The organism is Kitasatospora sp. NBC_01539, assembly GCF_045040525.1.
In the GTDB taxonomy this organism is placed as follows: domain Bacteria; phylum Actinomycetota; class Actinomycetes; order Streptomycetales; family Streptomycetaceae; genus Kitasatospora.
In genome coordinates this window covers 8,732,797-8,753,175 of the sequence record NZ_CP109390.1, presented here as the reverse complement: position 1 = coordinate 8,753,175, position 20,379 = coordinate 8,732,797, and the positions used below count along the sequence as shown (strand labels likewise).

Here is a 20,379-nt window from a genome sequence, read left to right as displayed (position 1 = left end):
GCCCGGCCGGCCCGTCCCGGCTGCATTCTGCCCGGCCGGGCGCTCAGCCGACGCTGAACGCGCCGTCCGGTGGCGGCGGCGAGTCGACGGCGTCCTCGTCGCGGACCGGCCGGGCCCGGCCGACCAGGGCGTCGAGGGCGGCCCCTTCGGAGAGCCGGGCCGGGAACGGGTCGGCGGCGAGGCGGCGGGCGAGCACGTCGGCGGGCAACGGCGAGAACGAGCCGACCAGCAGGATGTTGCCGTAGCGGCGGCCGCGGAGCACGGACGGCTCGGCGACCAGGCAGGTGTGCGGGAACACCGCGCGCACGGTCGCGGCCTGCGCGGCGGCGAAGGCGAGCGGCGGGCCGTCCGCGAGGTTGGCGGCGTAGCAGCCGGTGGGGCGCAGCGCGGCGGCGGCGAGCCGCACGAACTCCAGCGAGGTGAGGTGGGCGGGGGTGCGGGAGCCGTGGAAGACGTCGGAGACGACGAGGTCGGCGGCGGCGGGCGGGGCCGCGGCGAGCGCGGTGCGGGCGTCGCCGACGGTGACCTCGATGCCGGACGGCCAGGGCAGGTGCTCGGCGACGAAACCGACGAGCGGCCCGTCCGTCTCGACGACGTGCTGCGGGGAGCCGGGCCGGGTGGCGGCCAGGTAGCGGGGCAGCGTGAGCGCGCCGCCGCCGAGGTGCAGGGCGTCGAGCGGCTGCCCGGCGGGGGCGAGCACGTCGACGAGGTGGCCGATCCGGCGGGTGTACTCGAACTCGAGGTGGGTGGGCTCGGCGAGGTCGACGTACGACTGCGGGGTGCCGTCGAGGGTGAGCAGCCACGCCTGCGGGCGGTCGAGGTCGGGGAGCAGCCGGGCGGTGCCGAGCGCGACGGGGCGCTGTACGGGCCGGGCGTCGTCGGCCGGGTCGTCGGTCAGGTCGTCGGCCGCCGGGTCGGTCACGGGGTGGGCCTCGGGCTGCGTCACGGGGCGGGTCACCGGGCCGGGCGGGCGGACGGCAGCGGCTGCGCGGACGCGGCGGTGCGGTGGGTGAGGCTTCTGGGCATGTCGGAAAGCCTATGCCCCCGCCCGGGAAGGCCGGCACGGAGCGTTCGGCTACCGGCCGGTATCGTCAGGGGTCCTGGCAGTGGCGGGTCGGATCAGAGATTGGGTGCGGCAGACGTGGAGTTCCGAGAAGACATCCTGGGTGCCCCGTACGAGGCGGCCGAGCTGCCGCTCACCGCGGACGAGGAGGGGGAGGTCAGCGCGACGCTGGTCCGCCGCGTCGTCCCCGGTTCCCGGCAGGCCGTCCTCTACCTGCACGGCTACACGGACTACTTCTTCCAGACCAACCTCGCCGACCACTTCACCGCGGCGGGCTTCTCCTTCTACGCGCTCGACCTGCGCAAGTACGGCCGGTCGCTGCGCGCCCACCACTCGCCGAACTTCGTCCGCGACCTCGCCGCCTACGACGAGGAGATCGACGCGGCGGTGCGGATCGTCCGCGAGGAGGACGGCCACGACCGGCTGCTGGTCAACGGCCACTCGACCGGCGGACTCGTCGCCGCGCTGTGGGCGTCCCGGCGGGCGGGCCGCGGCACGGTGGACGGGCTCTTCCTCAACAGCCCGTTCCTGTCGATGCCGGCCGGGGCCGCGGTGCGCACGCTGGGCGCCCCGGCCCTCGACGTGCTCGGCCGCGTGGCGGCCACCCGCAAGCTGCCGGCGCCGCTCAACCCGCACTACGTGCACAGCCTCCACCGCGACCACCGCGGCAGCTGGGACTTCGACCTCGCGCTCAAGCCCGCGGAGGGCTTCCCGCTGTACGCGGGCTGGCTCGCGGCGATCCAGCGCGGGCAGCGGCAGGTGCGCCGCGGGCTCGGCGTCGACTGCCCGGTGCTGCTGATGGCGTCCACGGCGTCCACGGTCACCAACCGGTGGGATCCCGCCCTGCTGCGCACCGACGCGGTGCTGCGCGCCGACGACATCGCCGCGCTCGCGCCCCGGATCGGACGCCACGTCACGACCGTCCGGATCGACGGCGGCATGCACGACCTCGTGCTGTCGGGCGAGGCCGCGCGCACCCAGGTCTTCACCGAGCTGGACCGCTGGATCGGCGCGTACTTCCCGGCACCGCGCGCCTGAACCCGCGAGCGGCGCCGTCCGCGCCGGGCGGTGTGGGACGATCCGGAGATGATCAACTCTCAGGATCTGGTCGGCAGGCAGCTGCTGAAGGTGACGACGTCCTGGCACCACTACCCGGGGATCGAGCCCTGCCTCCTCCACCTGTGGCTGCACCTGGACGGGCTCGGTCCGGTGCGCTTCCGGCCGGAGGGGGTCGGCCTGGCGCTGGACGCCGACCGGCCGCACGGCCCGTTCGACATGGGCGAGCACGGCCGCACCGCCGTGGAGGACGACCTCCCGGACTTTCCGCTCGCCCCGCTCGTCGGCGGCCGGGTGGAGTCCGTCCGGGAGGTCCGGTACCGGGACGGGCCGCTGGAGTTCCCCATCGGCGTGGCCATCGGCTTCACCGCCGGGCCGGTGCGCATCCTCAGCCTCGGGGACGAGATCGTCGTCGCCCGTGACGAGCACCTGGGCGCGGTCGAGGCGCACCTGCACGTCGCGGCCGCGGCGGAGGTCTCCCCCGAGGCCGACCCGGTCTAACTCCCGTGCCGGTCGCCGGTGTGGACGAACCGGAGCGAGGCGACGGCGTCCCTGGCCCGCTGCAGGGCCTCCGCGGAGGTGCCGCCGGTGGCCAGGACGAGCGCGGAGCGGTCCGAGCTCCGCAGTACGGCGGACTGCCGCGCGCCGGGCTGCTTGAGCAGTTCGACGCGGTGCACGTACGGCAGGGCGCGGACGCCGTCCACCCCGCGTACCTCGACCAGGGTGCTGGTCGGCGGACCGGACGGGTCGGCGTACCAGACCGCCGCCGCGCGGTGCGCCGTGACCGGGTCGGGGAGCAGCGCGGACACGTCCTCGCCGATGCTCTGCCGGGCCACCAGCTCGTGGACGTCCACACCGGTGGCGAGTTCCACCAGATCCATGATCGAGTCGCCGCCGATGCGGTTGTGGGTCTCGATGATGCGCGGGCCGTCGGCGGTCAGCACGAGCTCCGTGTGGGAGGGGCAGTCGTGGAACCCGAGGGCGTCCAGCACGCTCTGCACGTAGCGGACGACCGACTCCCGGTCGTCCGCCGACAGGGGGGCGGGCACGACGTGCCCGCGTTCGACGAACGTCCGTCCGTCGCTGTGCTTCTCGGTGACCGCGAGGACGTGGTGGCGGGTGCCGACCGAGAGCGCCTCCACGCTGTACTCGGGGCCGGTCAGGAACTCCTCGACCAGGACGCCGCGGTCGATCTGCTCCTCGCCCAGCCGCAGCAGCGCCGCCTCGACGTCGCCGGGGCCCGCGATCCGGGCGACGCCCTCGCTCGCCTCGCCGTCGACCGGCTTGACGATGCACGGCAGGCCCACCGCCCGGACGGCCGCGGCGACCGACTCGCGGCCGCGCGCGAGCCGGTGGCGGCAGCCCGGCACGCCGTGCTTGTCGAGGACCTCCCGGGTGCGGGCCTTGTCCAGCACCCGGTCGAACAGGTCGGTGTCCACCACGGTGGGCACGCCGAGCCGGTCGGCGACGGCCCGGACGACGCGGTAGGTGTGCTCGTTGAAGGCCGCGACCGCACCGAACGGCGCGGCGGCGTGCAGCACGGCCGCCACGTCCGCCCACAGCTCGGGCCCGGCGTCGTCGTCGAGGATCACCACGTGCCGGTACGGGCCCGCCGGGTCACCCGGACGGGCCCGTCCGCGGGGCACCATCAGCACCAGCTCGTGCCCCTGGGCGTGCAGCCGGTCGTGGCACATCCGGTTGGTGCCTGCCACCAGTACGCGCATGTCGCGCCTCTCCTCTCGACGGCCCGCGGGCCGGTCAGTCGACGGCCACCCGGCGGTCCTCCGCGGGGGCCAGGGCCCGCAGGCCCGCGCTGCTCACGCGGAGGCGCTGGGTGAGCACGGCGGACAGCAGGGCGACCACCGCGGCGATCAGCCAGAAGGACGGGCCGTGCCCGCCGCCGTCGAGCCACCGGTAGAGCGCGACGCCCGCGCCGGCACCCACCGCCTCCCCCACGGCGTTGCCGATCGAGAACAGGCCGTAGCCCAGGGCGCGGCTCGCCGTGCCGAGCAGGCCCAGCAGCAGGACGTCCATGGTGGGCACGAACAGCATCTCGGCCAGCGTGAACAGCACCACGCCGACCACCGCGCCCGGGTAGCCGGGCAGCAGGTAGACGGTGGCGAAGGCGAGCGCGAACAGCGTGTACGAGGCGACCGCGGTGACGGTCTGCCGGCCTCCGGAGAGCCGTTCGCCGAGCCGGGTCACCCCGAGCTGGGCGACCACCACGAGCAGGGCGTTCAGCGTGTAGAGCGGGCCGAGGCCGCCCGCGGCGGCCGGGCCCGACGACACGTGCAGGGCCAGGGCGTTGAACAACTGCCCGTAGCAGCACCAGCCGAGGAGGTTGATCAGCATGAAGGCCCGCATGCCGGGCAGCCGCAGGATCGTGAGGTACCCCTGCAGCGAGGAGCCGGCGGGCCGCTCCGGACGGTCGGGGACGAGCCGGCGGTAGTTCAGGAACGTGACGGTGCCGGCCAGGCAGTAGACCGCGGCGACCCCGGTCAGCACGGCGCCGTGCCGGTGGTGGGCGACGAGGAACAGCGCGGCCGGCGCCGCGGCGGCGGAGGCGACGTTGACCGCGATGTTGACCAGGGAGAAGAGCCGGGCGCGGTCGCCCGAGCGGTCGCCGGCGTCCGCGGCCAGCTGCTTGGCGGCGAGGGCGTTGACGGAGACGCCGAGCCCGGCGAGGGCGAGCGTCGCCGCGGTGGCCGCCAGGCCGTCGGCGACCCGCAGGCCGACGAAGCCGACGGCGGCGGTGAGGCAGCCGGCCAGCACCGAGGAGGGCGCCGGGATGCGGTCCAGCCAGCGCGCCAGCGGCACCTTCGCGACCTTGTTGGCGATGGTGAACACGAGGATCAGGAAGCCGGTCTGCGCGCCGCCGAACCCGGCCGCCGTCAGGGAGACGGCGAGCGTGGAGAGCAGGCCGAAGAGGCCCGTGTTCGTCATGAAGTAGTGCAGGGTGACGGCGCGCGTGGTGCTGCGGGCGGCCGGGCCGTGCGGCCGGTCCGCCGTCATCCGCGACGGGCCGGCGCGGGGTCGATCCGCACCCGGTCGCGGGCGGACTCGGCCCGGGCCAGCGCCTCCGCGGTGTCCTCGCCCTCGCAGAGCACGTAGCCCTGCCGCGAGTCCGAGGAGGCGATCGGGCCGAGGACGCGTCCGGGCGTCAGCGTGCACACCAGCCGGCGGACACCGGGCGCCTGCCGGGCCTCGGCCAGCCCGTGCACCGCCCCGACCGTGGTGTGCTCGAAGGCCAGGAAGCGGATCGCCGCGGCACCCGCCCCCGGGGACCGGGCCGGGGCCGGAAGGCCGAGCAGCCCGGCGAGCGTCTCGCTGATGAGGTCGGCGCCGGTCACCAGCTCGGTCATCTCCCAGATCTGGTCGCCGCCGATCCGGGTCTGCGCCTCGATCAGCCGGGGCCCGGCGCGGGTGACGCGCAGCTCGGTGTGGACGGGCCCGGTGCGCTGACCGATCAGGTCGAGGAAGCGCAGCACCAGGCCGTCGACGGCCTCCCGGTCGGCGGGGGCGAGCCGGGCGGGCATCTGGTGGCCCAGCTCGACGAACCCGGGTGCGCCGGTGGTGAGCTTCTCGGTCACCATGACGATCTCGTGCTTGCCGTCCTGCGAGACGGACTCGACGCTGTACTCGGGGCCGTCGAGGTACTCCTCGGCGAGCACCGGCCCGGCCGCCACCAGGCTCGTCCAGCCCCAGCGTTCGTCGAGTTCGGACGCGTCGGCGACCAGGTAGACGCCCTCGCTGAGGCCACCCGCCGGCGGCTTCAGCACGATCGGCCGGCCGCCGAGCGCGGCCATGAACTCCCGCGCGTCGGAGGGTGTCTCGCACAGCCGGTGACGCACCGGGCTGAGGCCGTGCCGGTCGAGCAGCGCCCGGGTGCGGGTCTTGTCGCGGGTCAGCAGCACGGCGGCGAGGTTGTCGCCGGGCACACCGAGCGCGGCCGCGCACCGCGACGCCGGCTCCAGGCCGTACTCGGTGAACGACAGCACGGCGTCGAACGGGTCGGCCGCGTGCCAGGCCCGGGCCACCGGCAGGACCTCGTCGAACACCCGGTAGTCGCGCACGGCGTAGCGCTCCGCGCCTGCCGCGTGCTGCACGTCGTCCCGCTCGGGGCTCTGGATCATCGAGTAGCGCAGGCCCAGCCGGCGCACCTTGGGCAGTTCGTGCCCGCGCCCGCCGACCAGCAGGATGTGCTGTGCCCTCACCGGAGCCGCCTTCCGTCCGTGTCGTACCCGCCTGTCCGGAGCCGGCCCGGGCTCACTGCCGCAGCCGGGAGAGGTCGATGTCCATCTGGTGGGCCAGGGCGCGGCCGCGCGCCATGACGACGTCGAACAGCTCGGAGTGCGTACGGCGGAGCTCGTCCGGGTTGAGGGCGAGGGCGAGGAGTTCGCCGACCCGCTGGCGCACGTGCAGCTGGAGGTTGGCCTCGTCGAGGGCCTTGCGGCCGAGACCGATCGAGTCGCTGAGCAGTTCGATCCGGTGGAACCACCAGGCGGGGAGGTAGAGCACGTCGCCGGGCCTCAGCGCGAAACGGGTCAACTGCGCGGCCGGCGAGGCGCACAGGGCCTCGACGTCGAGCTCGCCGTCCGGGCCGGGCAGCAGCTCGGCGTCGGGGCCCATGATCGACCAGAGCTTCTCGCCGACGATCTGCGCGTGCAGCACGTCGACCGAGTAGGAGTCCTGGTGCAGCCGGGTGATGCCGCCCTGCTGGCCGAGCCAGAGCTGGTGGTTGGTGGAGCCCGCGTCACCGTACAGCTTGCGGCGGAAGTCGTAGCGGGCGATGTCGAGTTCGGGCATGTCGGCGGCCAGCTCGGGCGCGCTGGTCTTGTAGTACCACTCCTGGAGGTAGATCGGCGCCGCGCCCGTACCCGCGCTCGCCTTCAGCATCTCCACGAACCCGCCGAACGTCGTGGAGCGGGCGGCCGCGCTGTTGTAGCTGTCCACGACCACCGGCAGCGATCCGCAGCGCTCGGCCAGGTGCTCGAACGACCAGGTCCGTACGGACGGCCAGTCGGCGGCGTAGCCCTCCAGCACCACCGGCCGGCCCTTCGCCCGGTACTCGGCGTCGAACTCCTCACGGCCGATGCCGCTGCGGCGCTCGATGTCCGGGGCGGAGGCGTACGCCTCGGCGAGCGGCCCCTGGTGGAAGGCCGCCTCCACCGCCTTGAGGCTTGCCAGATCACGCCGCTTCAGGTAGTTCGGTTCGACCGCCATGGTCGTCAACTCCTCTGCAGGGTGGGTGCTTCGGCGGACAGCAGGCGCAGCATCGCCTGCACGACCTCGTCGCGGCGCTCCGGCTGCCCGGGCAGCCAGCGGTGCACGAAGTGGTCGCAGTCGTCGAGCCGCACGACCTCGGCCGAGCGGGCGTTCCGCGCGCTCTCCAGGTATCCGTCGACGACCTCGGGCCCGACCACCTGGTCCTGCCCGGCGGTGACGACGAGCAGGTCGCCGTCGAAGTCGCGCAGGCCCGCGTAGGCCGGGGAGTCGGGGTAGTTTCCGGGCCTCGCGAGGCTGCCGTCGAAGGGCAGCCCCTCGGCGTCCGCCGGGTAGGCCGCGGGGCAGAACAGCACCAGCCCGCGGGGCCGCAGCCGGGGCACCGACGCGGCGGCCAGATGGGCGCCCATGCTGGTGCCGATGAGCACCGGCGCGGTGGCGGGGTCGAGGTGGGCCGCGGCGGCGAGGGTCTCCGCCCGGCGGCCCCGCAGGGTCGACGTGGTGAGCGCACCGGTGCTCTCGCCGTTGCCCCCGAAGTCGAAGGTGAGCCAGCCGTGGCCGTGCGCCGCGACGGCGTCCAGCAGGTAGCGGATCCGGTGCCGGGTCGCGGTGGTGCCGAGCCCGTGCAGGGCCAGGACACCCGGCCGCGACCCGTCGGCCCGGACCGTCCGGGTGGCGGCGAGGCGCTGCCCGCCGCCCTCGAAGACGAAGTCCTCGGTCTCCGCCTCACCGCCCGCGCTGCCGTCCCGTACGCCGTCGCTCGCCACGGTGCTGTTCCCCACGGTGCCGCTCCCCCTCGGTGGACCTGCGGATGTCCGGACCCGGTTCAGCCGATGCCGGTACCGGTGTCGGTACCGGTGTCGGTACCGGTGTCGGCGTCGGCGTCGGCGTCGGTGGTGTGTGTGCCGGTGCTCCCGGCGCCGGCGGTGCCGGGGCTCTCCCCTCCCCCGAGGACCCGGCCGAAGCGCTCGCGGCGCACGGTGGGCCAGTCCTCGCGGAGGATGCTGTAGTAGACGACGTCACGGCGCCGGCCACCGGGCATGACGTTGAAGCTGCGCAGCACGCCCTCCTCGGTCGCCCCGATGCCCTCCAGCCCCCGACGCGCGCCGGTGTTCAGCACGTCCGTCTTGAACTCGACCCGTTCGCAGCCGAGTTCGGTGAAGGCGTGGTCGAGCAGCGCGAGCTTCGCGGCCCGGTTCACCCCGGTCCGCCGGGCGGCGCCGCAGACCCACGACCACCCGATCTCCAGCCGCCGGTCGGCCTCGGCCAGGTTGCCGTAGGCGCTGCTGCCGACGACGCGGCCGTCCGCGTTGTCGACGATCGCGAAGACGATGCGGCTGCCGTTCAGGGTGTCGCGGACGGCCGCCTCCACGAAGGCGTCCAGATCGGCGGGCGAGTCGATGCGCGTGACGAAGTACCGCCAGGTGTCCGGCTCGTAGACGATCCGCGCGAGGTCCGCCACGTCGCCGACGCGGACCCGCCGCAGCGTGACCCGACCGTTGGCCAGCACCGCGTCCGCCAGTTTGTCCCAGCTCATCATTCCTCCGACTGTCGGCTGCGCGGCCGTCCGACCGCCGCGGTCACCAGAACGGGCGCGCCCTCCGTGGTGCCGTCGTTGTACACGGAGTGCTTGCGGTAGACGAGTTCGAGGTCGTCGGCGAACACCCGGCCGATCTCCGCGCGCACCAGCTTGAACTGCGCGTTCAGCAGGCCGTTGTCGACGGAGAACTGCTCCCCGGCGACCACCGCCGCGTAGATCCGCTGTTCGTAACGGAGTTCGGTGTTCAGGCGGTCGATCGCCTGCGCGAGCTCCTCCGGGTCGGCGCCGGCGCCGGTCGGCGAGACGACGGCCGCGAGGTACGGCCGGCCGTCGCCGAAGACCGCGCAGTCGTGGACCCCGGGCAGCTCCCGCAGGCGCTCCTCGACCAGGGGAACCAGGATGTTGAGTGCTCCGCTGAGCGTGACGATGTCGTCGACCCGGCCGTCGATGTAGAGGAATCCGTCCTCGTCGACATGGCCGAGGTCGAACGTCCGCACCTCGCCGGTCGGCAGGAAGGTCCGCTCGCTCGCGCCCGGTGCGGACCACGTGTAGCGGGTGTTGACCGGGTCGGCACCGCCGACGATGAGGACGCCGTCCCGGTCGAAGCGGATCCGCTTGTGCGGCAGGACCCGGCCCACGCTGCCCAGCCGGAACGCCCCGGGGTGGTTCTTGGCCACGATGCAGGTCTCGTTGAGTCCGTAGCCCTCGTAGAGCGGCACACCGCAGTCGTTGAAGAACTCCAGCACGGGCCGCCCGGCGGGGGCCGAGCCCGTCCACAGGTAGCGGACGGCGCCGCCGAGTTCGGCCTGGACGGCGGCGCGGCGGGCTTCGGGCCCGGCCGGTGCGCCGGACGCCTCGACCCGCGCCTTGACCTGTTCGTAGAAGCCCGGCACGCCCATGACGACGGTCGGCGCGGTGGCGCGGGCCGTCTCGCACGCGGTGTGCCGGTCGGCGAGGGTGACGTCGTGTCCGTTCACCAGCGCCGAGTAGATCCAGTAGCGCTGCTGGAGGAACCGCACGGGCAGGAAGACGAGCAGGTTGTCGCCGTCGCGGTGGCCGAACATCTCCTGGACGGCGGCCATCGAGCGGTTCACGCTGGCGACCGTCGCCTCGATGCCCTTCGGGGTGCCGGTGCTTCCGGAGGTCTGCTTGACGGCGAAGACGTCCGCCGGGTCGTACGCCGCCCTGGACGGCGGCGGCGCGAGGTCGGCCTCCGCGTCCTGCGCCCATCCGCCGACCTCGGCGAGGTCGCGCACGACCGGCTCGCGGGCCGCCCGGGCAGAGCCCTCGCGGGGCTCCCCGCCGGGCTCCAGGCCGGGCTCCGGGCCGGGCTCCAGGCCGGGCTCCCCGCCCGGTTCCCCGCCCGGTTCCCCGTCGGCGGGCAGTCCCTCGGCGAAGAGCAGGACGAGGCCGAGGTCGGCGATCACCTGCCGCGGCGGGTAGCGGCCCGGTTCGACCCCGGCGACCACCGCGCCGAGCTTGACGCACGCGAGGTCGAGCAGCACCCACTCGATGCGGTTGCGGGACATGATGCCGACCCGGTCGCCCGCACGGACACCGGCCCCGTACAGCCGGGCGGCCACCCGGGCCGCACCGCGGTCGAGTTCGGCCAGCGTCAGCGACCGGATGCCGTCCGCGTCGCGGAACCTGATCCGGTGCTGCGTGTCCTGGCACCGCGTCAGGGCGATGGTGTTGACGGCGTCGGCCGCCCGGGCGGCAACGTCGAGGGGCGGGCCCGCGCTGTGCTCGGCCACGGTGGAGATCCTCCTCGCGGGGTCGGACGGGACGGCACGGCGGCTGCCGCCGGGCCGTCGGGGTTCGGGAGAGCAGAACTGCTGCGGAGGGACGGAGGGTTCAGGGGCCGACGGGAACGGCCCGGGTCGCGGACGGCCTCACCCGGGGACGGCCGGGACCTCCTGCGCGGGCACGCCGCCCGCGAGGGCGTACGGACGCAGGCGCTCCCAGCCGCGCGACTCGTACCAGGCGCGGTCGAAGCCGCCCACCGGCCGTACGGGCAGGGTGCCGTCCTGCAGGCCCTCCGCGAGGGTGCGCCACATCTCGTCGACGAGCGAGCAGTGCCGCACCGCCTCGGCGAGGTCGGCGACGGTGTACGGCGGGCCCTCCATCCGGACGAGCCGGATGTCGTAGCAGCCGCGGTAGCCGTGGCCGAAGACCGTGAACGGCGGGTGCCACACCTGGGCGCCGGGGGCGCGGATCGAGAACCGTACCCGCGAGGCGACGTGGCCGCCGTGGTGGTGCTCGGCGTGCTCCGCGATGTCCGGCACCTGCGGGGGGAAGAAGTAGTGCCGCTTCTCCGGGATCTCCGCCCGGTCGAACTCTCCGGGCGCGAAGTGCCAGCGGTTGTACATCATCCGCTGGGCGGCCCGCCACAGAATGGGCGTGACCTCGTCACCCACGGCCTCCATGCGCGTGGTGTGCGGCAGGCAGCAGCAGAAGAAGTCGTTCTTCTTCAGCGCGAGCACGCCGTCCGGCCCGCCGGGTTCGGCGCCGCGCAGCCCGGCGAGGTCGCGCACGGAGCTGCTCATGCCGTAGTCGGAATCGGTGGCGACGATCGCCGACAGCACGATCGCGCCGAGCAGTTCGCCGACGGCGCCGGGCCCGGCGGGCCCCGCGGCGTCCGCGTCGAGGGCGGCAGCGGCCAGGGTCATGGCCCGGAGGTCCTCGCGGACACCGCCGGAGGGCGCGACGCCGAGGCTCAGCAGGCCGTGCTGCGCGACGAGCTCCGGCATCGTCCGCGGGTCCCGGGGCAGCGGGAAGTCGAGCAGCCGCTCGTTCTTGACGAAGGTGAGTCCGTTGATCCGCCGGTAGCGCATCGACGGCGAGCGGTCGACCTCGGCCATCAGGGAGCGGACGAGCTCCGCGAGCTCCAGCAGCGGCAGGCCCCGCGGATTGCCCGGATCCCGCCGCAGCGCACCGCTGTACTGCGCGTGGCGGTCCAGGAAGAAATCGCGCAGGCCGGTCGCGGAGAGCTGCCGCGCGTTGAATTCCTCGAATCGCACCGATCTGCCGCTGACGAAAAGACAGTAGGCCAGGACGACGAAAAGGCGGTCGGCCGGCCGCCAGGTGTCGACGGGTAATTTCCTGAGATTTTCGAGAAGGCCCTCACGGGTCAGGGTGTTCGTGCCCGCGTCGGATTTCGAGAACACCTCGCGACCGATCAGGATGTAGACCGTCTCGACCCGCTCGACCCAGTCGGCGAGCTGCACGATCCGGGCGTCGAGTTCGCCGCTCTCCTCCCAGGTGCGCAGCAGCGCGTCGGCCTCGTGCCGGTCGGCCATCTCCCGCGCCTCGCGGACCCGGGACTCCTCGGCCACCGCGTCGAGGACCTCGGGCGGCACCCGCAGGCTGCCCAGCGGCTCCGCACCGGGTTCCGGCAGCTCGCCGGGCCTCCAGAAGGCGAGCCCGGCGGGCGCGGAGCGGGTCACGGGCACGAGGTCGGACGCGGGCGGCACCGCCGGTCCGAGGAGTTCGACGTCGGGTCGGCCGAGCACGTGCTGGACGAGCAGCGACTCCCAGTCGGTCAGCCGGGAACACGCGAGACGGAGAGATATCCTGCCGTTCCCGGTGAGTTCGCCGAGCAGTCGGCCGGTCGTTTCCGGCGCGTCGGCGACGGCCGTGCCGAAACCCGAATGAATCATGAAATCCCCCAGTGCGCGCAGTCAGACGGCGTATCCGCACCGGAACCGCCCGCCCCGCGATCGGCCCCGGCGACGAGATTACACGAACAGCACGGAACGGCAAGGGTTCGGACACGGTCACGACAATGCGCCCACAGGCCCCTCGGAATATGATCATTCCCGCGTCCGCGCGGCATTCACGAGCGTTTTGCTCGGAGATTGGACGATGCGTGCCGTTTTCCGCGGCACCGGCACCGCGACGGCTGTGGCGGGAGGGACGGACGGTGCTGCGGTGCCCGCCGGCATCACCGGGCGGGCGGTACCGGGGAGCCGGCCGGTGCAGCGGGGACGACCGGCACCACGCGGACGCCCGGGCGATCGACCCCGGGCCGTCGGGGCAATCACGGCGATCAGGACGGTCACGGCGACGACGAGCGACCACGACGGGTACGGCGGGTACGGACGGGCGGCCGCGGCGGTCCCGGCCGCACCCGACGGCACGTCGGCGAACGGTTCCGATCAGGCGTACACCGAGCAGCCGGGCCGGCCACGGAAGGCCCGCGGAAGGCCCGCGAAGGGACCCGGCGGCGGCTCGGCACGCCTTGGTACGGGACCGGCGGGTTCGCTAGCCTCCATCGGCATGCCGATCTTTGGACGACGCCGCAGCACCGACCCCCGCCTGGCGCCCGAGCTCGACGACGCCGAGCTCGGACGGGTGCGGCGGCAGCTCTCCGGGCCGCAGCTGCAGGGGCAGTTGGACGTCTCCGCCGCGCTGGCGGAGCAGCTGCTGCAGGGCGCCGGCACGAACTGGGACCGGCGGACCCACCGGCTGGCCGTGCTCGCCCAGGTGGCGACCCCGGCACTGGCGCAGGTCTGGCGGCGGCGGTGTCCGCGTGACGCCGACCCGCTCGTGCTGCAGTCGTGGATCGACGTGGCGCAGGCCCGGGTCGCCGGGGCCCTGGAGGATCCGCAGGCCACCGTGGACCGCTGCCGCCGGGCGGCCGAGCTCCGGCCCGAGGACCCGTCACCGTGGGTGGCGCTGCTGGCCGTGCACCGGATGCTGCGCCGGCCCGAGCCGGAGATGTACCCGCTCTGCCGGGAGATCGGGGCCCGGGACGCGTGGAACCGCATCGCCCACCTGGAGATGCTGCGCTACCTCGCGCCGGAGGAGTGCGGTTCGCACGGGCAGTCGCTGGACTTCGTCGCGGCGGTCCGGGAGGCGGCGCCGCCCGGAGCTCCGGTGGCGGGCCTGGAGCTGGCGATGCTGACGGACCGCTACCGGGCGGCGCTGGCCGCGGGCGGGGTGACCGCGCTGGGTGCCCGGCGCCGCTGGGGGCTGCCGGACGCGGAGGCCGCGCTGGAGCGGGCCGTGCGCGACTGGCCGGTGCCGGGGTTCCTGCGGCACGCCGCGGGGGCGGCCGACCTCAACCTGCTCGGCTACGCGCTGGGCCAGGCCGGACGGATCCGCGAGGGCGCCGCGGTGTTCCGGGCGCTCGACGGGCTGGTGACGGTCTGGCCCTGGGGGCTCGACGGCGAGCCGGTGCAGCAGTTCGTGTTCTGGCAGGAGCAGGCGCTGGTGGGCTGAGGTGCCGGGGCCGCCCGGTCACGCCTCTGCGGGGCCGCCCTGCACCGCGGGTCCGGGCGGCACCGCGGGTCCGTCCTGCACCGCGGGTCCGGGCGGTCCGGGCGGTGCCGCGAACCGGAGGACGGAGACCACGCCGAGCACGGCCGCGCACAGCGGGACGGCCAGCAGTGCGCCCAGGATCCCGGCGACCCCGGCTCCGGCGACCACCGCGATCATGATGGTCGCCGGGTGCAGCTCGACGGTGCGGCTCTGGATGACGGGCTGCAGGATGTTGCCCTCGACGGCCTGGACGGCCAGCACCACCCCGAGCACCCACAACGCCTTGGACAGCCCGCCGTCCGCGAGCGCGACCAGCACGGCGACCGTGCCGGAGAGGAACGCGCCGACGAACGGGATGTAGGCACCCATGAAGACGAGCGCGCCGAGCCCCGCCGCCCCGGGCACGCTCAGCACCAGCAGGCCGATGGTGATGAACACCGCGTCGATCAGGGCGATCAGGGTGGTGCCGCGCATGAAGCCGGACATCGCGGCGAAGGCCTGCCGCCCGCAGGCCACGACGGTCTCGGCGGTACCGGGGGAGAGCGCGGCGCGGACGGCGTCGCCGGTGCGTTCGCCGTCGCGCAGGAAGAAGAACACCAGCGCGAGGGTGAGCACGCCGCCGGTGAGCAGCTGGGTGGCGAGGCCCAGGCCGGAGAGCACGCCGTTGGCGAGCGAGTTGATCAGGGAGCTGCCGGACCCGGAGCTCTGGTCGAGGGCGTACTGGATCTTCTCCCCGACGGGGCCGAGCCAGTCGGCGATCCGGTTGCCGGCCTCCTCGACGGCGGAGGTGATCTGCGGGGCGCTGTGCACGAGGGAGTTGACCAGCAGGGCGATCACTCCGGAGACGGCGAGCACGAGCACCAGGCAGGTGAGGCCGGCGGCGGCGCCGCGACTCAGGCCGCGGCCGGTGAGCCAGGGCATCACGGGGTAGAGCAGGGCGGTGCCGAGGAGGGCGATCAGCACGGGCACGGTGGCTGCGCGCAGGACGACGACGGCGTAGACCACGAAGGCCGCGACGGCGATGAAGAGGATGACGGCGGCCGACCAGGCGGCTGCGCGTCCCACGACGCGCGGGAGGAGCGGGGCGGCGTGGTCGGCGCGCGGCGTCTCGGCCGGCATCGCACCTCCGGAGTCCACAGCACGGTTCGGATCTCCATATGAGCACACCGGCCCGCGGTTCGACCGTTCCGTACACCCGCCACGGCGCGCCGCTCCCCCGGCCCCCGGCCTGCCCGGGCCCGGCCCTCCGCGCGGCCGAGGGTCACCCGGCACCGCGGTCAGTCGGCGGCGGCGACCACCACGCGTCCGTCCACCGCCCCGACGAAGGCCAGCACCCGGGCGCCCTCCTCCTCGACGCCGGGCATCGCGGCCTCCGGCAGCGGCGCGAACGGACGGACCGTCAGCAGGTCCTCGTCGAGCCGCCAGGTGCCGGCGACCGCGCCGTCCACCAGCACCGTGCCGAGCACGATGCCGTTGACGGTCATCACCCGCGCCCGGTACTCCTCCGGCAGCACCCGGCTGCGGTCGGCGTGCGAGAGCAGCAGGTTGTCGAACGGCGCCAGCAGCCGGACGGGGGCGGGCACCCCCGCCCCGGGGCGCGGGGCGTCCGGCAGGTCGTACAGGGTGCGGCCGCTCTCGTCGCGGAGCCGGACGAGCCGGTCGGCGAGCCGGGCGAGCACCGGTCCGATCCGGGTCAGCCCGGACCACTTCTGCACGTCGGTGGCGGTGGCCGGGCCGAACGCGGCGAGGTAGCGGAGCACCAGGGCGTCCAGCACGGGCTCGGTGTCGAGGGGGCCGCCCAGCCAGTGTTCGGCGGTGGTGTGCGCGGCCGGGCCGCTGCGGCCCCAGACCCCGCGCGGCGGCACCTGGACGAGCGGCAGGGCGCACCGGGCGGCCTGGGCGAGCGCCGCGGGCTCGCTGCGCGGGAAGGCGGGGGCGAGCAGCGGGCCGAGCTTCTGGAAGGTGAGCGGCTCGGCCTCGACGAGCTCCCGGGCCAGCGCGGCGACGGGTGCGGCGCCGTCCGGCGCGTCGAGGTCGAGGTCGGGCAGCCGCTTGGCGTACGAGCCGCGCAGCCAGCGGTCGTGCACGGGCTGGAGGAGCGGACGCAGTGTCAGGCAGTCGCGGGCGGTGACGAGGTGGATGGTGCCGCGCTGGAGGGCGATCCGGACGGCCTGCCGGCTCTCCAGCAGGGTGCTGAGCTGGGCGGGGTGGAATCCCTCGATGCGGCTGAGCAGGCCGAGGTAGGGCGGTTCGGGGGCGGCCTGCGCCTGGAGGCCGACGAGGTGCTCCAGCATGGCGGCGGCGTCGAGCGGGCTGCGGGCGAGGAGGTGCTGACGGGCCAGCAGGGCGCGGCCGAGGGCGCGGGAGCTGAGCGGGGCGCTCATCCGCCGAGCACCCGTCGCAGCAGTTCGATCCGGTTGCTGGTGAGGGAGTCGACGTTCGTGCGGAGCATGCGGCGCATGGTGCGGCGCAGGTCGACCGTCCAGGTGGAGACGAGCAGGCCGGCGTCGTGGGCGGCGTCGACCAGGCGCGGCTCGACCAGGCCGAAGGGCGGGTTGAGGTAGCGCGGGCGCAGGTCGTCCAGGAGGGGGCGGCCGGGCAGTTGGGGGCGGCGCCAGGTCAGCGAGAGCTCGGCGCCGGGGTCGAGCGCGCGGACGGCGAGCATGGCGGCGGTCGGCCCGCAGTACGCGACGCGGCCCTCCGCCCCGAGGTCGGCGACGGCGCGGTGCACGGCGGCCGCGGGGCCGGGGTCGTCGAGGTCGATCAGGAGGCGGGCGCCGGGTGCGGCGGCGACGGCCTTGAGGGCCTCGGCGAGGCCGGGGATCCGTACGCCGGGCGTGCCGAGGGCGGCGGCCTCCTCGGCGGTGACCCGGTCGATCGGGCGGGGGTCGCCCCAGAGCCGCTGCAGGGTGGCGTCGTGGAGGAGCACGGGCACGCCGTCCCTGGTCAGCCGGACGTCGACCTCGACGGCGTCGGCACCGGCGGCGAGGGCCGACTCCACCGAGCGCAGGGTGTTCTCCCGGTGGCGGTACGGATCGCCGCGGTGGGCGACGGCGATCACGGTGGGGCGGCTCATGGGTTCCGGGTCCTTCCGGGCCGGGGCCGAGGGCGCGTCAGCGCCGTTCGACCACCACGTTGGTGGACTTGATGACGGCGGTCGCGGGTGCGCCGGGCACGAGGGCGAGCTCCTCGGCGGATTCGCGGCTGATGAGCGAGACCACGCGGAACGGGCCGGCCTGGATCTCGACCTGCGCGGCGACGTCGCCGAGCACCACGTGCGTGACGATGCCGGGGAAGCGGTTGCGGGCGGAGGACGGCCGGCCCTCGGCCTCGGTGCTGTCCTGGCGCGCGAGTTCGCGGGCGAACGCGGCGAGGCGGTCACCGGGGATGATGCGGTGACCGTGCTCGTCCCGGGCGGCGTCGAGCCGGCCCGCGTCGACCCAGCGGCGCATGGTGTCGGCGCTGACACCCAGCAGGGCGGCGGCCTCGCCGATGCGGTACGGGTGGACCGGCCGGTCGGGCTGGGCCATGGGGGTCTCCTGGCGTGGGGTGCGGGGCGGTCCGGGCGGTTCCGGGTGCCCGCGGCCATCCTGCCCTACCGGGCCGTGCGCGGGCGAAAACCGGGGCGCTGCCCGGGAGGCCGGGTTGCCCGGCCCTGCCGAGGCGGTCACCACCCCCGCGCTCCGTGCGCCGCCGGCCGGTCGGCGGCGCTCAGGCCCCGCCGAAGAGGTCGCGGCGGGCCGCGTCGCCCGCGGTGAGCACGGCACCGGCGAGCACCGCGCCGCCGCCGGCGGTGCCGGCCCGCACCTCGGTGCGCAGCGGCAGCAGTTCGGCGAGCCGCTGTTCGACGCGCCGGGCGAGGGTGGGGCCGCCGGCGCGGCCGATCTCGCCGCCGAGGACGATGCAGCCGGGGTCGAGCACCGCGCAGACGGCGGCGGCGCCGAGTGCGACCCGGCGGGCGTAGGCGTCGAGGAAGCCGTGCCCGGCGGGGCCCGCGGCGACGGCGGCGCGGACCTCGGCCTCGCCGGGCGGGGCGCTGGTGCGCTCGCCGGGGCGGGCGGGGTCGGGCAGTCCGTGGTCGCGGGCGAGCGCGCGGACGGCCGCGGAGGAGACGAGCGTGTGGTAGCCGCCGCCCGCGCAGCCGGTGACGTTGTCGGGAAGGTCGGCGCCGTGCACGGGGAGGTAGCCGATCTCGCCGGTGCCGCCGGTGGCGCCGCGCCGCAGCCGGCCGTCGAGGACGACGGAGGCGCCGACGCCGTGGCTGAGCCAGATGAGGACGAAGGTGTCGCGGTCGCGGGCGGCGCCGAGGCGGTGCTCGGCGATGCCCGCGAGGTTGACCTCGTTGTCGACGACGACGTCGGTGTGGGCGATCACGTCGGCGGCGGTGCCGTCGTGGAGTGCGGCGATGAGGTCGGTGTGCCAGCCGGGCAGGGCGCCGGAGTTGTGGTGCTCGCCGGTGGCGGGGTCGAAGAGGCCGGGTGCGCCGACGGCGACGGTGTGCAGGCTCGTGGCGCCGGCCTCGGCGGCGGCCGCGGCGAGGGCGCCGACGGTGCGGGTGACGAGGGTGCCGAGATCTCCCGCGGGCACGTCGGCGGTGGCGCGGGTGCGGCCGGTCAGGTCGGCGACGACGAGGCTGACGCCGGTGGAGCGGACGTCGAGGCCGGCGAGGTGGGCCCGGTCGGCGACCAGGGCGTAGAGGCGCGCGTTGGGTCCGCGGCGCTGCTCGCCGCTCTCCCCCACGACGGCGACGAGGCCGGACCGCTGGAGGCGGTCGAGGAGGTCGGCGACGGTGGGGCGGGAGAGGCCGGTGAGGACGCGCAGCTCGGTGGCGGTCAGCGGTCCGCTCTCCAGGAGGAGGTCGAGCGCCAGCCGGTCGTTGATGGCCCGGGCGGTGCTGGGCGTCGCCGTACGCGCGGTGGTCATGGCAACGCATCCTTCCAGAGGTTTCTATCAGGGTCCCTTCCTGATAGTTTACCGGAGGCATGCTGGAGCAGACCGGAGAGGACCGACGCATGGCAGACGATCTGCACGCCGCACGGCGCGCCAGGGTGGGGGTGAGCCTCGTCTTCGCCGTGCACGGGGCGGTGACGGGCACCTTCGCCACCCGCATCCCCTGGATCCAGGACCACACCGGCGTCGGCCCGGGACAGCTCGGCCTCGCCCTGCTCGCACCGGCGGTCGGCTCGTTCCTCGCGATGCCGCTCGCCGGGCGGATCGTGCACCGCTTCGGCGCCCGGGCCGCCGTCCGGGGCCTGCTGATGCTCTGGACGATGTCGCTGGCGCTGCCCGCCCTCGCCCCGAACCTCGGACTGCTCTGGCTCTCGCTGTTCGTGTACGGCGCCAGCGCCGGCATGTCCGACGTCGCGATGAACGCGCAGGGCGTCGAGGTCGAGTCCCGGCTCGACCGCTCCATCATGTCCGGCCTGCACGGCCTGTGGTACGTCGGCGGGCTGGCCGCCTCGGGATTCGGCGTGCTCGCCGCCCACCTCGGCGTCGACCCCCGGCTGCACTACGCGGTGGTCGCCCTGATCCTCACCTGCCTCGGGTACGGCGTCTCCGGTCTCCTGCTGGACGTCCGCCCGGCGGCCGGGGAGGAGGCCCCGCCCCGCTTCGCCCTGCCCCCGCGCGCCGCCCTGCTCATCGGACTGGTCGGCTTCTGCGGCGTCTTCGCCGAGGGCGCCAGCGTCGACTGGAGCGGCGTCTACATCAAGGCCGTCACCGGCTCCTCCGCGGGCACCGCCGCCGCCTGCTACGCCGTCTTCGCCGCCACCATGGCCGTCGTACGGCTGGCCGGCGACCACGTCGTCGACCGCCTCGGGCCGGTCCGCACGGTACGGCTGGGCGGCACCGTCGCCACCGCCGGCGGCCTCCTCGTCGTGTTCGCCCGCACGCCGTACCTGGCCATCCCGGGCTTCGCCCTGATCGGCCTCGGCGTCGCCGTCGTCGTCCCGCTGGCGTTCGCCGCCGCCGGCCGCGCGGGCGGCAACGCCAGCCAGGCCATCGCCGGCGTCGCCACCGTCACCTACACCTCGGGCCTGGTCGCCCCCGCGATCGTCGGCGGCATCGCCCAGATCAGCTCGCTCACCGTCTCCTTCGCCGTGGTCACGCTGATGGCCGCCGCCCTCGTGCCGTCGGCGGGCGTCCTCGGACGGCGGCGGCGCACCGCACCCACCGCCGGCGCCCCGGCCGGCAGCACGACCCGCCGACCCGCCGGCACCCGCGCCGACTGACCCGC

General features: G+C 75.1%; 18 protein-coding genes. 4 read left to right on the top strand and 14 right to left on the bottom strand.

The genetic code is table 11. From position 1 onward, the window contains the following. Positions 1 to 43: 43 nt before the first annotated feature. Positions 44 to 898: a spermidine synthase gene (locus OG335_RS37885; RefSeq protein WP_405015291.1), complete on the bottom strand. Its 855-nt coding sequence runs from the start codon at positions 896 to 898 to the stop codon at positions 44 to 46. Positions 899 to 1,141: 243 nt separating this feature from the next. Between OG335_RS37885 and OG335_RS37880 the strand changes: the two genes are divergently transcribed. Together OG335_RS37880 and OG335_RS37875 are read left to right on the top strand one after the other, a co-directional pair. After that, complete coding sequence (locus tag OG335_RS37880) at positions 1,142 to 2,101, top strand: alpha/beta hydrolase (protein ID WP_405009324.1); 960 nt, start codon at positions 1,142 to 1,144, stop codon at positions 2,099 to 2,101. A gap of 48 nt (positions 2,102 to 2,149) precedes the next feature. Next, positions 2,150 to 2,620 (top strand): hypothetical protein, encoded by a 471-nt coding sequence (locus OG335_RS37875; protein WP_405009325.1) that lies wholly within the window; start codon positions 2,150 to 2,152, stop codon positions 2,618 to 2,620. Here the strand turns inward: OG335_RS37875 and OG335_RS37870 are convergent. The 8 genes from OG335_RS37870 to OG335_RS37835 all read right to left on the bottom strand — a co-directional run bounded on the left by OG335_RS37870 (position 2,617) and on the right by OG335_RS37835 (position 12,541). Next, a complete protein-coding gene (locus OG335_RS37870) occupies positions 2,617 to 3,843 on the bottom strand; it encodes an ATP-grasp domain-containing protein (RefSeq protein ID WP_405009326.1) in 1,227 nt (408 codons plus the stop codon). The two genes, OG335_RS37875 and OG335_RS37870, sit on opposite strands and share 4 nt — an antisense overlap. Before the next feature lie 34 nt (positions 3,844 to 3,877). Continuing rightward, positions 3,878 to 5,131 carry an MFS transporter gene (locus tag OG335_RS37865; protein ID WP_405009327.1) on the bottom strand — a complete coding sequence of 418 codons (1,254 nt, stop codon included), beginning with the start codon at positions 5,129 to 5,131 and terminating at the stop codon, positions 3,878 to 3,880. Next, positions 5,128 to 6,333 (bottom strand): ATP-grasp domain-containing protein, encoded by a 1,206-nt coding sequence (locus OG335_RS37860; protein WP_405009328.1) that lies wholly within the window; start codon positions 6,331 to 6,333, stop codon positions 5,128 to 5,130. Before OG335_RS37860 ends, OG335_RS37865 begins: the two co-directional genes overlap by 4 nt. A 52-nt stretch (positions 6,334 to 6,385) precedes the next feature. Then, complete coding sequence (locus tag OG335_RS37855) at positions 6,386 to 7,342, bottom strand: cupin-like domain-containing protein (RefSeq protein WP_405009329.1); 957 nt, start codon at positions 7,340 to 7,342, stop codon at positions 6,386 to 6,388. Between the two features lie 5 nt (positions 7,343 to 7,347). Next, positions 7,348 to 8,124, bottom strand: coding sequence for an alpha/beta hydrolase (locus tag OG335_RS37850; RefSeq protein ID WP_405009330.1), 777 nt, complete (start codon positions 8,122 to 8,124; stop codon positions 7,348 to 7,350). 44 nt (positions 8,125 to 8,168) lie between these two features. Then, a complete protein-coding gene (locus OG335_RS37845; protein ID WP_405009331.1) occupies positions 8,169 to 8,879 on the bottom strand; it encodes a GNAT family N-acetyltransferase in 711 nt (236 codons plus the stop codon). Next, positions 8,879 to 10,636, bottom strand: a complete 1,758-nt coding sequence (locus tag OG335_RS37840) for an AMP-binding protein (protein WP_405009332.1) — start codon at positions 10,634 to 10,636, stop codon at positions 8,879 to 8,881. Before OG335_RS37840 ends, OG335_RS37845 begins: the two co-directional genes overlap by 1 nt. Before the next feature lie 138 nt (positions 10,637 to 10,774). Continuing rightward, entirely contained in the window at positions 10,775 to 12,541 is a 1,767-nt protein-coding gene (locus tag OG335_RS37835; protein WP_405009333.1) for a hypothetical protein, read from the bottom strand. 619 nt (positions 12,542 to 13,160) lie between these two features. On the opposite strand from OG335_RS37835, the gene OG335_RS37830 reads away from it, so the two are divergent. Further along, a complete protein-coding gene (locus OG335_RS37830) occupies positions 13,161 to 14,105 on the top strand; it encodes a hypothetical protein (protein ID WP_405009334.1) in 945 nt (314 codons plus the stop codon). Between the two features lie 18 nt (positions 14,106 to 14,123). On the opposite strand, the gene OG335_RS37825 is transcribed toward OG335_RS37830, so the two are convergent. The 5 genes from OG335_RS37825 to OG335_RS37805 all read right to left on the bottom strand — a co-directional run bounded on the left by OG335_RS37825 (position 14,124) and on the right by OG335_RS37805 (position 19,067). Then, positions 14,124 to 15,263, bottom strand: a complete 1,140-nt coding sequence (locus OG335_RS37825) for an AI-2E family transporter (RefSeq protein ID WP_405009335.1) — start codon at positions 15,261 to 15,263, stop codon at positions 14,124 to 14,126. A gap of 158 nt (positions 15,264 to 15,421) precedes the next feature. After that, the gene (locus tag OG335_RS37820) at positions 15,422 to 16,528 is read right to left on the bottom strand and encodes a winged helix DNA-binding domain-containing protein (RefSeq protein ID WP_405009336.1); all 1,107 of its coding nucleotides are present in this window, start codon (positions 16,526 to 16,528) and stop codon (positions 15,422 to 15,424) included. Beyond that, positions 16,525 to 17,220: a glycerophosphodiester phosphodiesterase gene (locus OG335_RS37815; protein WP_405009337.1), complete on the bottom strand. Its 696-nt coding sequence runs from the start codon at positions 17,218 to 17,220 to the stop codon at positions 16,525 to 16,527. Before OG335_RS37815 ends, OG335_RS37820 begins: the two co-directional genes overlap by 4 nt. A 37-nt stretch (positions 17,221 to 17,257) precedes the next feature. After that, positions 17,258 to 17,674 carry a molybdopterin-binding protein gene (locus tag OG335_RS37810; protein ID WP_405009338.1) on the bottom strand — a complete coding sequence of 139 codons (417 nt, stop codon included), beginning with the start codon at positions 17,672 to 17,674 and terminating at the stop codon, positions 17,258 to 17,260. Positions 17,675 to 17,855: 181 nt separating this feature from the next. Further along, on the bottom strand, positions 17,856 to 19,067 hold the full coding sequence (locus OG335_RS37805) for an ROK family transcriptional regulator (protein WP_405009339.1): 1,212 nt from the start codon (positions 19,065 to 19,067) through the stop codon (positions 17,856 to 17,858). 89 nt (positions 19,068 to 19,156) lie between these two features. Between OG335_RS37805 and OG335_RS37800 the strand changes: the two genes are divergently transcribed. Beyond that, on the top strand, positions 19,157 to 20,374 hold the full coding sequence (locus OG335_RS37800) for an MFS transporter (protein ID WP_405009340.1): 1,218 nt from the start codon (positions 19,157 to 19,159) through the stop codon (positions 20,372 to 20,374). The last annotated feature ends 5 nt before the right edge of the window (positions 20,375 to 20,379 follow it).

Coding starts and splice junctions, on each gene's coding strand:
- OG335_RS37805 (WP_405009339.1), bottom strand. CDS start 19,067: ATGACCACCGCGCGTACGGCGACGCCCAGCACCGCCCGGGCCATCAAC.
- OG335_RS37815 (WP_405009337.1), bottom strand. CDS start 17,220: ATGAGCCGCCCCACCGTGATCGCCGTCGCCCACCGCGGCGATCCGTAC.
- OG335_RS37820 (WP_405009336.1), bottom strand. CDS start 16,528: ATGAGCGCCCCGCTCAGCTCCCGCGCCCTCGGCCGCGCCCTGCTGGCC.
- OG335_RS37865 (WP_405009327.1), bottom strand. CDS start 5,131: ATGACGGCGGACCGGCCGCACGGCCCGGCCGCCCGCAGCACCACGCGC.
- OG335_RS37810 (WP_405009338.1), bottom strand. CDS start 17,674: ATGGCCCAGCCCGACCGGCCGGTCCACCCGTACCGCATCGGCGAGGCC.
- OG335_RS37855 (WP_405009329.1), bottom strand. CDS start 7,342: ATGGCGGTCGAACCGAACTACCTGAAGCGGCGTGATCTGGCAAGCCTC.
- OG335_RS37845 (WP_405009331.1), bottom strand. CDS start 8,879: ATGAGCTGGGACAAACTGGCGGACGCGGTGCTGGCCAACGGTCGGGTC.
- OG335_RS37870 (WP_405009326.1), bottom strand. CDS start 3,843: ATGCGCGTACTGGTGGCAGGCACCAACCGGATGTGCCACGACCGGCTG.
- OG335_RS37800 (WP_405009340.1), top strand. CDS start 19,157: ATGGCAGACGATCTGCACGCCGCACGGCGCGCCAGGGTGGGGGTGAGC.
- OG335_RS37830 (WP_405009334.1), top strand. CDS start 13,161: ATGCCGATCTTTGGACGACGCCGCAGCACCGACCCCCGCCTGGCGCCC.
- OG335_RS37835 (WP_405009333.1), bottom strand. CDS start 12,541: ATGATTCATTCGGGTTTCGGCACGGCCGTCGCCGACGCGCCGGAAACG.
- OG335_RS37875 (WP_405009325.1), top strand. CDS start 2,150: ATGATCAACTCTCAGGATCTGGTCGGCAGGCAGCTGCTGAAGGTGACG.
- OG335_RS37825 (WP_405009335.1), bottom strand. CDS start 15,263: ATGCCGGCCGAGACGCCGCGCGCCGACCACGCCGCCCCGCTCCTCCCG.